Raw genomic sequence first — 13574 nt, forward strand, 5'->3', positions numbered from 1 at the left:
GGCATAACAGAAAGAAAAAAGCCAGGACGAAAACCAGCGTTCAACCATATACCGATAAAACGGAATTCAAATTCAGGACTGGTAAGCGGTCTTCCGGTATCTTATCCAAGAACCATCTGGTTATCTAAGCACCATCTGGCGATCAGCATCTAACCTGATCAGGATAAATAATAAAACTGAAAATGTGACCAGGGAGGTACCACCATAACTGATATATGGCAAGGGAATACCTATAACAGGTGCAAGACCAATTGTCATACAAACATTGATGGCTATATGAAAAAAGAATACAGAAGCGACACCATAGGCATAACACCTGCTAAAAACGCTTCGCTGCCTTTCGGCAACAAAGATTAATCGCAACAGGAAAAAGAGGTAAACAGACAACACAGTTACTGTACCAATAAATCCAAAACCTTCACCGATTGTACAGAATATGAAATCCGTTCTTTGTTCGGGCACAAAATCGAAACGGGTTTGTGTTCCTTTCAGAAAACCACGTCCTGAAAAACCTCCACTACCGATAGCAATTTTACTTTGACGCACATTATAATCGGTATCCTTCTTTTTTACAGGAACAGCGTCCTCACCTTCAACCTGGTTTAAAGCAGCATAAGGATTTTCACGACCGATCAACGAGAATATTCTTTCCACCTGGTGGTTCTGCAACACTGAAGTAAAAATGAACGGTACCGCAAATCTTTGAATGCTCACGCAAACAAGCCAGATCATCGCTATCCCTACCAGCAGGCCGCGGTTACGCTTAACCTGTCTTCTCATGAGATATATGGTAGCCAGTGCTATTCCGGTTAAGATAAGTGCCAGTATATTTTTTTCGACAAGTAGTGTTGCTACCACCAGTACAGCAAGCGAAAATCCAACAACCAGGTAACCAGCAGGCAGGCCTTCGCGGAACATCACTAAAAAAAACGAAAAGAACACAAGAGCAAGGCCTGTTTCCTTTTGTGCAATGGTAATCAGCGCCGGCGCTATAACGATGGCTGCAGCTATCAACTGCGATCTTGTTTTTGTAAAATCCGTTTCTACCCTGGAAAGGTATTTGGCAAGAGCAAGGCAAACAAACACCTTACATATTTCAGCCGGTTGTATCTGGAATCCTCCAAAACGAATGATTGAGTTAGTACCTTTTACTTCAGTATGAAACGGAAACACAAGTAGCAACAATAAGATACCAAAGGAATACCAGATATTAGCAGTGGCTGTAAAAAACTTACTGTCTGTAAGCAGGATAAATAAACCGATAACCAGTGATATAATGAAAAAGTAAAACTGTTTACTATAATCTGTTTTTGCACCAAGAAAACTCTGGATCACACTATCTCCTTCGCGGAATGTTACCGAAAAGATACTCATCAGGCCGATCGCTACGAGCGCCAGGTATAACCAGATCATTACCCAGTCAACGCCTTTTGATATTGCAGGATTACGCTGGTTCATGTGAGATAGTAAAAGTTGATTTTTCTTGGGAGATATGATTTCGGCTCAGCAAGCATCATTGTGAAGCGGGTTCTGAGGGAATCCGGATTAGTAGCAGGCCTTTGTGCCGGTTGGGGACGAACGCCTTTCAGGTATTTCTTTATATAGATGCTGTCTTTTGTGATTTCAAACCAGCGGAATGCACGGGTTGAATCCTCTATATACTGCAGCCTCGTAAAATAAGAAGGAATGATATTGGCTGCTGCCAGCTCTTCCACTTTTTTCTTACTCGTTTCGCGCAAAGTATCGTTCAGGTATTTTTCAATCATAATAGATGCGATAGGAGCTGCCCAGGTAGCGCCAAATCCCGAGTTCTCCACCACTACTGCTATGGCGATCTGCGGATTCTCCCTTGGAGCAAAACAAACAAACATCGAGTTATCTTTCAGCTTTACTTTTTTGCCATCGAGTATCCGGAACTTTTCTGCTGTTCCTGTTTTACCGCAAACGGCTATGCCCGGCAATTTTGCAGAGCGGTCACCCACTTCCTGCATACCACCGTTCACCGCTTCATAAGCTTCATCAGTAATCTTTGTTAACACCTCATGTTTGATACGAAACTTGTTCATGATGGTATCATCCTTGGTTTCGTTGTCTACTTTTTCAACGATATGTGGCGTGTAATAATATCCTTTGTTTGCAACAATACACATTGCATTTGCAAGCTGCATAGGCGTTGCCTGCATCATATCCTGTCCTATACCAAGGGTGAGATTAGTGCAGGAGTTCCATGAACCCCGGTAAACCCGGTTATATCTTGTTGTATCAGGTATCAATCCCCTGTCTTCACCGGCAAGGTCAACACCCACTCTTCTGCCAAGACCAAAATTATTAAGGTAGTTTTTCCATCTTTCATAACCCTGTTTGTTTGTACCAGACCGGTTATTGTCAACCGTCATACGATAAACATGGGTGAAATAAGAGTTACAGGAATGTGAAATTGCTAAGCGCAGATTCGCCGCATGTCCAGGTTCATTGTGCAAACATTTCGGTTTACCCGTTCCACAGGCAAGATATCTTCCACCGCAGGGATAACCATAACTCGCGGTAATTACACCTTCATCGAGCGCGACAAGTGCACCCAGGGGTTTAAAGGTAGAACCAGGTTCATAGTTACCTTGTATAGCGCGGTTCAACAACGGACCTGAAACATCCAGGGCGAGCCTGCCATAATTTTTTTGTTTATCCGGACCGGTAAGGGCATTCGGATCATAACTTGGCCCTGAAGCCATGGCAATAATTCCCCCGGTTTTTGGATCGATGGCAACTACTGCTCCAACCTTACCCTTCATCATCTTTTCCGCGAGCAATTGTACCTCAACGTCAATGTATGTGCGCAGATTTCTGCCGGCTATCGCAGCAGTATCAAACTCACCATTTTCAAATTTTCCAACAAGCCGGTTTTTATTATCCTTGATCAGCCGGCTGATACCCCGCTGTCCCATCAATATGCTTTCATAATAACTTTCAAGACCACTTCGCCCGACATAATCACCGAGCCTGTAAAATCCACCGGAACGTTTGATGATGTTGGAATCGGCTTCACCAACATATCCAAGTATATGTGCTGCCCCTCCAAACGGATAAACCCGCACGGGTCTTTCTATTAGTGCAAAGCCCGGGTACTTCCAGATATTCTCATCAAGGCGGGCATGCATTTCGGGTGGTAAAAGATCTTCAAAAATAGATGGTCTGTATGGCCCGTTTTTGAATCGTGCATCAAGCATGCGCTTTTTGAAATCGGCAGTATCAATATCAAGCAGTGCACACAAACTTGCCGTGTCAATCTTTTTCACTTCAGATGGTGTAACCATCAGATCGTACATGATTGTATTGTTCAGGATAGCGCGTCCTTTCCTGTCATAAATAATTCCGCGACTCGGATAGACCACCTTTGGAAAGACGGCATTATCCATTGCCAACTGAACATATTTACTGGAAAGTACCTGCAGATTGAACAACTGCACGAAGATGATAAAAAAAACACCCAGGAAGATTAGGCGTACGATATTACTCCTTGACTGATTAAAAACCGACATTCTTATACGAAGTTAGAAGTAAGATTTTAGATGTAATAATATTCAATGGAGAAATAGGTATTTTATTGTATTAGTGACGTTAATAATCGCTTGAAAGTTGTCAGGTTGCTCGCAGCCAGACGTTTTTGGATAAAAAAGGTTTCATATATTTTGGCAGATGGCAGCAAGTTCTTCAGTATTTACCTTGGGTTCTCAAGAATATTTTAATCTGGAACCACTACCGTATTTGCATTGGAGGTTCTTCAGAGTTTGTTTCGAAAACTCAAGTGGAATTTAGAAAAAAATGAATTCGTCGCCCAGGTAAAGAATTTATGTTTATCAGAAGGCTATGCCGTATTCGTGCGGAACTTTTCTTTTCTGAAGAAGAGTAGTTCTGTAACAAAGATGAGTAAAAGACTAACCCCCGTTGTCGACAATACCTTGCCTAGGAAAAAAAGAAAGCTACCAACATTAAGATATTCAAGAAAAACAAGGTAGCCGGTATGCAGTAAGGTAAGGACAAAAACAAGGGTGGCATAAGGCGCCCATCCCATGCTGGTTATTGAAGGCGAGCGGTAGTTTTTATCCGCACCTTCCTGCTGGATAAGGATATTTACAAGAAAAGGTCTCACATAAGCGATCAAAGCACAGGGGGCCGCATGTAAGCCCGGTGTCTTGGTGAAATAATCGAGTGACAATCCCAGCAGGAAACCAACCAGGGTCAGGCCGACCCTTGGCATATTAAAAGGAAGCCAGAGTATATAAAGAAAATAAAGATAAGGAGTGATAAACCGGTGCAGAAAAGGCACCTGGAACAGCACAAAGACCTGTATCAGTATAAACAGGGCAAACCGGATGATATTTTTTAAGAATTCACTCATTGATTTTTCCTGGATGCCTCCTCCAGTTTTTTCTGTTCATCTTTCATCAGGTTTTCAGCTACCGTAACATATTCAAGGCTGTAAAAATTTGTAGCTGGCTTAACCTTCATCGTATAAAAATTACTGGTCTTGTCTTCTACAATTGCTGCTACAGTTCCCACCATGATTCCCTGCGGAAAAAGATATGAATACTGGCTGGTTATCACGGAATCTCCAACAGCAACCGGTGCACTTTTAGGAACGTTTATCAGGGTAAGAAAAAATGGTGATTCTCCGTCCCACTGAATGGTACCGGTTTCGCCGGTCTTTTTCATTTTTGCGCTCACGCGATTTTGGCGGTGAAGCAAACTCATCACAACAGCATAATTCGCACTCACGTCCACTACCGTTCCAACGATACCAGTTGAACTGATAACACCCATATCTTTCCTGATGCCCTGGTTGAGCCCTCTTTCTATGGTAATATAGTTGTTCTGCAACGTAGCCGTATTGCTTACTACCTTTGCCGGGCGCCACATATACTTTCGCACATGGCCAAGCGTATCATAAGGCATTGTGTCTGCAACAATACGCTGGGTGGTGTCAGGATTATCAAAGTTTTGCCGGAGACCATTTCTCAGATTGGTATTTTCCTTAACAAGTGAATCATTGGTTCTTTTAAGGTTGAAATAATATTCAACACTGTTGAACCTGGCGCCAACCATCCCGGTAGTTTCGTTGGCAATACCCATGAAGGCTGCTTCGTGAAATTTGTTATATCTGAAAAGAAAGGAAAGCGCAACAATCTGCAACACCACGAAGAAGAGGAAGTTGAAATATCTTCTGATGAAGAGAAATATATTACGCACAGATAGGTTTTCTCGTTTTAGATGTCCAAGTTAAGGATAACAAATATCAAACGCTGTTAGCGATAACCCAAATTATCCGCAATTCTTATCGCATGATAAAAGGATACCGGTCATAATTTTTGAGGGCAAGACCAGTCCCGCGCACAACACTTTTCAGCGGATCATCTGCAACGTGTACCGGCAGTTTGATTTTCTGGCTTAGTCTTTTATCCAGTCCACGAAGTAATGCCCCACCCCCCGTAAGATATAAACCGCGACGGTAGATATCACCTGCAAGCTCGGGAGGAGTCATTTCAAGTGCTTTTAATATCGCTTCCTCAACTTTGAAGATACTTTTATCGAGCGCTTCGGCAATTTCCTGGTAACTAACCATGATCTGTTTTGGAATACCGGTTACAAGGTCACGTCCGTTAACCGGGATGTCATCCGGGGGATTTTCCAGATCTTTCATGGCAGCACCGATCTGGATCTTGATCTGTTCAGCAGTACGTTCCCCTATTAGTAAACTATGGTATCGGCGAAGTGCCTCCATGATATCTGCGGTAAATTCATCACCGGCGATACGGATTGACTGGTCACAAACGATACCTGCCAGCGCAATAACGGTGATACCGGTAGTACCGCCACCAATGTCGATGATCATGTTACCAACCGGTTCTTCAACATCGATACCGATACCCAGTGCAGCGGCCATAGGCTCATGCAGGAGATAAACCTCCTTGGCACCGGCCTGCTCAGCACTGTCCCTAACAGCTCTTTTCTCAACTTCGGTAATACTGGAAGGAATACAGATCATCATCCTCCAGCTCGGCGGAAATAGTGGTTTCTTTGGATAGATCATTTTGATCATCTCGCGGATCATAAGTTCTGCCGCGTTAAAGTCTGCAATTACACCATCTTTCAGAGGTCTTACGGTTCGAATGCTTTCATGGGTTTTTTCATGCATCATCAGCGCCCTCTTACCAACTGCCAGTACCGTTTTTGGATTGTTCCTGTCTAAAGCCACAATACTCGGTTCGTTCACGACGATTTCGTCATTATGTATGATTAGGGTGTTTGCGGTACCCAGATCCATTGCTATTTCCTGAGTGAGAAAATTGAATAAGCCCATTTTATAAAGGTCAGATTTTGGATTTAAATCTAATGCCTGCAAAATTGAAGGAAATAATTCGAATTAACAAAGTCAACCTATTGATTTGTAAGTATTTTTTCCACAGAAATAATCCTTACAAAATCGCGTCAAATCTGCATTTCATCCAATTCGCCACACTATCTGTGATTAACTAAACATATCATCAGCGGTCTCACATTCACTTTCGCCTCTTATTCTATCGTGCCGTTGTATCGATCTTCGTTTATACGTTACTGTTATGCCGAAACACGGCCCGATCTCTAAACGCTAAAATCATATTTATGTTATATAACCTGTTTTAATAATCGGATTTGCAAATATGGCGCTGCAAAAGCTATAATTACACCAGGAAGCCTAATCTTTTTTCCATTTCATGGCTGAGTAAGGGTAATTTCTTACGTTCAATCAGGAAACTGGTCATCCGCGTCAGTTCAGCGAAGATATAGTGTTTGTCAAGAGCGCCTTTCAGATAGTCACGACCGGTACTTCCCCCGGTGCCAATTCTTGTCCCGATGGTGCGGTGCACCATGCTCATATGCCGGTATCTCCAGGTGCTCAGTTGTTCGTCTATTTCCAGCAGATTATTCAGTAGCTGGAAAGGCGTCTGAAGCATTGGGTAACCCCGGTACAACATGATAAAAAGGGCAGACCGGCTGGCTGCGGGGGAAATAGCCCTCGACTCATCGCCGGCCTCCAGTCCAAAAACCTTGTCAAAATGAGCCAGGTTAACACTTTCGACGCTTGCAAGCCCATTTGCATAAATTTGCCTGTAGTCGGTCCAGAATATGTCTTCCACTGCCACTTCCGTATTTACCTGGCGCGAATAATGCTCCCAGTTTGAAGCTTCGCGGAAAAAAGGCATCCTTTCGAGCCAGTTATTGACCAGTTGCAATAACGATACTTCAGATTCCCCTTCGCGTATGGCCGCAACTTCTGTTTCCCTTAATTGAGAGATATAATAATTCTGACCATGTCTTTGTTCAAAAGCAAGTCCCAGTTTGGCTTCGAGTAACTTAAACTGCCAGCTTTGGAAACCCGAAGCAGGTCGGAGGAGATCCCGGAAATCGAGAAAGTCCATCGGCGTCATGGTTTCCATGATGTCGATCTGGTGGACCAGCAATTTCAGTATACTTACCACTCTTGAGCATCGGTGAACGACTGTCTGCATTTCAGGTGAGTTGTCGTTAATCGCCGGCTTCTTCATTATTCCCAGCACCGAATCAATTTCGAAAATCAATTGTTTAAACCACAATTCGTAAGCCTGGTGGATGATGATAAACAGCATCTCATCGTGCGCAGGCTCCGCTGTTTTGTCAGATTCAGGAAACTGCGCCCCAAGAATTTTTTCTAGCTGCAGGTAATCGCTGTAATGAATAGTCATATTTTTTTCCCGGGGTTTCACCAAGGGTTATGCGAAGTAAACCCCTGTCGGGGTTGTGTCCCATTCAATATTTGCAACTTAAATTCCAACATGCACTAATTCACCAACACTCTAATTCAACTCACTCATAACTCAACTCACCACTCACCACTTTTTATGTCGCTCATTCAAACTCAAAACCTATGTCTCTCCTGTAATAAATATCGTCATAGCTAATTTCTCCGAGCACCAACTTGGAATTATAAACCGCTTCTGTAACTGAGTCACCGAAAGATGTAACACACAAAACCCTGCCGCCGTTGGTAACCGTGTTTCCATTAACATTTGCCGTTCCGGCGTGAAAAATCAGGCTTTCTTCCGGCACTTCATTGTCAAGCCCCGTGATCACAAGGCCCTTTTCGTAGGTTCCAGGGTACCCACCGCTAACGGCAACCACCGCACAGGCGATACGCTGATCAATTTCAATTGCAACCTTGTCCAGCTGCTGTTCTGCCGTTGCCTTAAGAAGCTCCACGAGATCCGACTTTAGCCTCGGGATCACAACCTCGGTTTCAGGATCGCCAAGACGACAATTGTATTCGATTACAAATGGATCGTCCCCAACTTTTATCAAACCAATAAATATAAACCCTTTGTAATCAATACCTTCCTGGTGAAGCCCATCCACAGTCGGCTTGATAACCTGTTCTTCGACCTTCTGCATAAAGCTGGCATCAGCAAAAGGAACGGGGCTAACCGCTCCCATCCCGCCGGTATTTGGTCCTTTATCTCCCTCTCCTATTCTTTTGTAGTCTTTTGCTTCAGGAAGCACCACGTAATTTTTCCCATCTGTCAACACAAACACACTTAGTTCAATGCCAGTCAGGAAATCTTCAACCACCACCCTTTTACCAGCTTCTCCAAATTTGCTTTGCTGGATCATCAACTCATATTCACTCATTGCCTCCAGGTGCGACTGGCAAATGATCACTCCTTTGCCTGCGGCCAGTCCATCTGCTTTAAGCACAATTGGCAGTTCATGAGCCTGCAGGTATGGTATACCCTCCTCATAATTCGTTGAATCAAACTCCTTATAAATAGCTGTAGGAATGTTATATTTCTGCATGAAACGTTTAGCGAAAGCCTTGCTGCCCTCAAGTTGTGCACCCTGTTGAGAAGGCCCGATTACCGGGATGTGCTGAACAGCCGGATCATTTTTGAAATCGTCTACTATACCCTTTACCAGTGGCTCTTCAGGCCCGATTACTACTATTTCAATATTTTCACTGATACAGAACTGTTTGATGTTGTCAAAATCAGTAACACTCAGTTCTACATTGGTACCGCATAAGGCTGTGCCTGCATTGCCAGGAGCTATGAACAGATTCGAACATAACTTGCTTTGCGCCATCTTCCATGCCAGGGCGTGTTCCCTGCCACCGGAGCCTATCAGTAGTATATTCATAAATAGGGTTCGGGTTGGTTTATTGGTTATTGAATAATGATGAATTAATATGAATAACGATCAGTTAATATGAATAATTATCAGGCCTTACTGATACAGATTTAGCGGCGAATTTCGGATTTCGCAACGGATTGGAGAATTTTAATTAAAGCAGGAAATGCTTCGAATGGATTTTATCTTATTTTACGCGCTAAACCCTAATACGCTCTTATGCAGTCAACCCAGGCAAGTAAACATCCAAAGGGATTATTCGTTTTGTTCTTTGCCGAGATGTGGGAAAGGTTCAGTTATTATGGAATGCGGGCCATGCTGGTATTATATGTTACCAGCAGCCTGATGAGGAGTGACAAATATGCGAACGATGACGTTTACGGAAGTTTTACCGGCCTCATCTGGTTGTCGCCGTTACTGGGCGGATATTTTGCCGACAGACTCTGGGGAAACAGGCGCTCAATAGTCCGTGGCGGCTTCCTGATGGCTCTTGGCCAGGTATTGATGTTTGTCAGCGCTTCTTACACTACTGAAGATAAAAACCTTGCGCATACCATCATGTGGGTCGCGCTTTCAGTGCTGATACTCGGAATGGGGTTTTTCAAACCAAATATTTCTTCCTTAGTTGGCCAGCTGTATCCAAAAGGTGATAAGCGCCTTGATTCATCTTATACCATTTTTTATATGGGTATAAATCTCGGCTCTTTTATAGGACCATTGATTTGTGGTGGCCTGGGCGAAAAATATGATGCTGCTGGTAACCCGGTGCAGGAGGCCTTCAAATGGGGATTTTTATCTGCCGGCATTGCGATGGCCCTGGGTACCATAGTTTTCATCTGGCTGAAAGACAAATATCTTGTCGGTCCCGACGGCCAGGGACTTGGAATTGTACCAAACCAGGTTACTGAGAGGAACGCTAACGCCGCAGCCAACCGGGAATCACCGGCGTCTTCGTTTAAGCATGTGGCCATCTGGGGAGCTATCACCGCTGCACTTTTGCTAATCTTCCGTTTTGTGCTTGATTCAGACTGGATTGGTGCATTTATTTTTAGTGTTGCGATTGGCGTTTCCGGACTTATTATTTCAGACAAATCGCTCACTCAAGGCGAACGTGGACGGGTAATTGTAATTTTCCTGGCGGCTTTTTTTGTGATCTTTTTCTGGGCGGCATTTGAACAGGCCGGTTCATCACTAACATTATTTGCACGCGACAATGTCGACCGATCCTATACCATTAATACCTTGCTCGGTAACATGGTTATGGGTTTGATTGGCCTTGCGCTCGTACTTTATTATTTCCTATACCGCATCATGGAAATACCCCGGGAACTTAAGATGTTGTTTGGCATCATCGCTGCCGGTGCATTTGCTTTTGCAGTTTACCATTATATTGTTGGAACTCCTTATCACCTCGATGAAGTGCCGGCAAGCTGGTTCAATAGTATCAATGGTTTGTGGATCATTCTGCTTGCGCCGGTAATGAGCCAGGTCTGGGAAGGACTTGGAAGAAAAAACCTGGAACCATCTTCCCCAAAAAAACAGGCGATTGGTCTTTTGTTCCTGGCTCTTGGATATTTACTGATAGCTTATGGTGTTAAAGATGTTGTTGGCAAAACAAGTATGTTGTGGCTGATTGGATTATATTTCCTGCATACGATTGGCGAGCTGGCAGTTTCGCCTATAGGTCTTTCCCTTGTGAACAAATTAGCCCCCGCAAGATTTGGCTCTGTCTTAATGGGCGTTTGGTTTATTTCAAATGCGGCGGCTAACAAATTCGGTGGTAAACTCGGTGCATTGTTGCCAAGCGAAGGATCTACTGATTTCCTCGGTTACCAGATAAATAATCTATTTGATTTCTTTATGGTCTTTGTGGTAATGAGCACAATCGCCGCTATATTATTATACCTGTTATCATTCTGGATGGAAAAAAGAATGGGCACCGTAAAATAGTTATGAGTTAGGAGTGATGAGTTTTAGTGATAAGTGGTGAGTGAAGTTTTTGTGACGTTTGTTTTAATAGTGGGTTTTCAAATCGATCGAGTAATAGCTCCAGGGCTACACAACCCTGGTAGGGGTTGACTTCGCATAGCCCGGGGGTGAAACCCAGGATAAAATAAAAATGTATTTATGATACCAGAAAAAAAGTTTCAGCCCTTTGTTCCTGCAGAAGTAAATATGAAGGAACTCACAGTGAAGTCCATATTACTTGGTAGTTTGTTCGGTGTCATATTTGGTGCGGCTACTGTTTATCTTGCTTTAAAAGCGGGCCTCACCGTAAGTGCATCTATCCCCATAGCAGTTATTGCGATCACGCTTGGCAGAAAATTTTTCAAGACAACAATTCTTGAAAACAACATCATCCAAACAACAGGTAGTGCCGGCGAAAGTATTGCTGCAGGAGTTGCTTTTACGCTTCCCGGTTTCTTGTTTTTATCAGCTCCAAACAGTGCCGAATATTTTAATTATCTCACCATACTTGTGCTCGCTATTGTGGGTGGTCTGCTCGGTACGCTAATGATGATACCACTAAGAAAAGCGCTGATTGTAAATGAACACAAAAATCTTCCATACCCCGAAGGAACTGCCTGTGGTGATGTACTCATCGCCGGCGAAAAAGGGGGTGACTTTGCAAAAACCGCTTTCTGGGGACTGGGTGTTGCGTTTCTATATGCTACCCTTCAAAAGCTGTTTCATATAATTGCGGAAGTGCCCTATTTTGCAACAGAAAAAGCAAACAAATATTTCCCTTCTGCAAAAGTGAGTGGGGAGATTACTCCGGAATATCTTGGTGTCGGTTATATCATCGGTCCGAAGATTTCCGGCGTCCTGGTAGCAGGTGGTGTGCTGAGCTGGCTGGTGTTGATACCATTGCTGGCGACCCTTGTACAACCTGATGCAATCGCTGTGCAACTGGCTAGCCTTGGCTATCTGGCAGATATCACCAAACCCGGCGGTCGCGGAAACTGGGATCCGGTCACGCATACATTTGCCGATTATTCTGCTGCTATCTATTATGCTTATATCCGCCAGATCGGTGCCGGTACAGTAGCTGCCGGTGGTATAATTACCTTGTTAAAGACCATGCCGTTGATTGTAAAATCGGTTAAGTCCAGCCTGGGATCTATTAAAGAAAAAGACGTTAGTGGCACTTCTGAAAACAGTGCTGTTCCGAGAACTGAAAAAGACTTGAATATTAAGATTGTCGCATTCGGTAGCCTTGCACTTGTGCTTCTTATTACACTGATACCTGGTATCCCGGGAGACAGTTATTTTCAAAAGGGATTGATCGGGGTGTTGGTTGTAATATTCGGTGCACTGTTTGTAACTGTGTCTTCAAGAATAGTGGGCCTGGTAGGCTCATCAAATAACCCGATCAGTGGTATGACTATCGCCACCGTGATGGCAACCAGCCTGATCTTTATAGGCGTTGGTTGGGGCGGCCCGGCTTATGAACCGCTTGTACTGGTTGTTGGCGGTATGATCTGTATTGCTGCTGCTAATGCGGGTGGCACCTCACAGGATCTGAAAAGCGGTTATATCGTGGGAGCAACACCACGGAACCAGCAGATCGCATTGTTTATTGGTGCCATCGTATCCTCTGTTGTTATTGGACTTACTGTGAAGTTTCTTGATCGTCCAACCAGCGAAATGGTAACTAATGGAATTAGCCATGCTATAGGTAGTGATAAGTATCCCGCGCCTCAGGCAACGCTGATGGCTACACTCATCAAGGGTATACAATCGCAGAAGCTCGACTGGCAATATATTTTTGTCGGTGTTTTTATCGCCGTTGTGATGGAACTCTGTGGTATTAAATCACTCAGTTTTGCTGTTGGTGCTTACCTGCCATTATCAACTACGCTACCAATATTTGTAGGTGGAGCCATCAAAGGAATTGTCGACAGCAGGAAAGCAAAACAAGAAGTGGCTTTGGCTTCGCCTGAAGAAGAAGAATTGGGCAAAGGTAATTTGTTTGCTACCGGCCTTGTTGCCGGGGGAGCCATTGCAGGTGTACTTATAGCTTTCTTATCTGGCACAGATAACGGCGAACGTTTCCTCGCAACAATAAACATGGAGCATGGACTTTTACTTGGGCTTGGGGATAGCGGTTATAAGATTCTTGGAGTAATCTTCTTTGCGATTATGTGTACGATACTTTATCGGGTGGCGATGAAGAAGGATAAAATCGATTTGCATAAATAGCGGTACATTTTTGCTTATGATTTTGAACAGGTTCATGTAGCAACAGTTCTGTTTCATTCCTTCGCTCCGTTGGGAGTGGGATGGTGCTTTTGTTTGGCTGTGTCCCGTGGTTAGTTTCATTGTTTATGCCAGTGGTTGCTGTTGTCTCCGTTCGGCTTTTTGTGCCTTGATCGGCTTTG

Annotated in this window: 9 protein-coding genes; 2 read left to right on the plus strand and 7 right to left on the minus strand. The window is 43.9% G+C overall.

What is annotated here, in order from left to right:
* Positions 1-120 precede the first annotated feature (120 nt).
* The 7 genes from rodA to purD form a co-directional block, all read right to left on the minus strand.
* Positions 121-1458: a rod shape-determining protein RodA gene (gene rodA / locus VK664_RS18340; protein WP_461400148.1), complete on the minus strand. Its 1338-nt coding sequence runs from the start codon at positions 1456-1458 to the stop codon at positions 121-123.
* The gene (gene mrdA / locus VK664_RS18345; RefSeq protein WP_461400149.1) at positions 1455-3536 is read right to left on the minus strand and encodes a penicillin-binding protein 2; all 2082 of its coding nucleotides are present in this window, start codon (positions 3534-3536) and stop codon (positions 1455-1457) included. The genes rodA and mrdA overlap by 4 nt, the downstream gene beginning before the upstream one ends.
* 326 nt (positions 3537-3862) lie before the next feature.
* Positions 3863-4396 carry a rod shape-determining protein MreD gene (locus tag VK664_RS18350; protein ID WP_461400150.1) on the minus strand — a complete coding sequence of 178 codons (534 nt, stop codon included), beginning with the start codon at positions 4394-4396 and terminating at the stop codon, positions 3863-3865.
* On the minus strand, positions 4393-5244 hold the full coding sequence (mreC, locus tag VK664_RS18355; protein WP_461400151.1) for a rod shape-determining protein MreC: 852 nt from the start codon (positions 5242-5244) through the stop codon (positions 4393-4395). The genes VK664_RS18350 and mreC overlap by 4 nt, the downstream gene beginning before the upstream one ends.
* An 85-nt stretch (positions 5245-5329) precedes the next feature.
* Positions 5330-6355 (minus strand): rod shape-determining protein, encoded by a 1026-nt coding sequence (locus tag VK664_RS18360; protein ID WP_461400152.1) that lies wholly within the window; start codon positions 6353-6355, stop codon positions 5330-5332.
* 361 nt (positions 6356-6716) lie between these two features.
* A complete protein-coding gene (locus VK664_RS18365; RefSeq protein WP_461400153.1) occupies positions 6717-7757 on the minus strand; it encodes a tryptophan 2,3-dioxygenase in 1041 nt (346 codons plus the stop codon).
* A gap of 163 nt (positions 7758-7920) precedes the next feature.
* A complete protein-coding gene (gene purD, locus VK664_RS18370) occupies positions 7921-9201 on the minus strand; it encodes a phosphoribosylamine--glycine ligase (protein WP_461400154.1) in 1281 nt (426 codons plus the stop codon).
* 210 nt (positions 9202-9411) lie between these two features.
* Between purD and VK664_RS18375 the strand changes: the two genes are divergently transcribed.
* Complete coding sequence (locus tag VK664_RS18375; RefSeq protein WP_461400155.1) at positions 9412-11142, plus strand: peptide MFS transporter; 1731 nt, start codon at positions 9412-9414, stop codon at positions 11140-11142.
* 177 nt (positions 11143-11319) lie between these two features.
* Complete coding sequence (locus VK664_RS18380; protein WP_461400156.1) at positions 11320-13395, plus strand: OPT family oligopeptide transporter; 2076 nt, start codon at positions 11320-11322, stop codon at positions 13393-13395.
* The last annotated feature ends 179 nt before the right edge of the window (positions 13396-13574 follow it).

The sequence above is a fragment of the Flavitalea sp. genome, assembly GCF_035489435.1.
Lineage (GTDB): Bacteria > Bacteroidota > Bacteroidia > Chitinophagales > Chitinophagaceae > DATHKG01.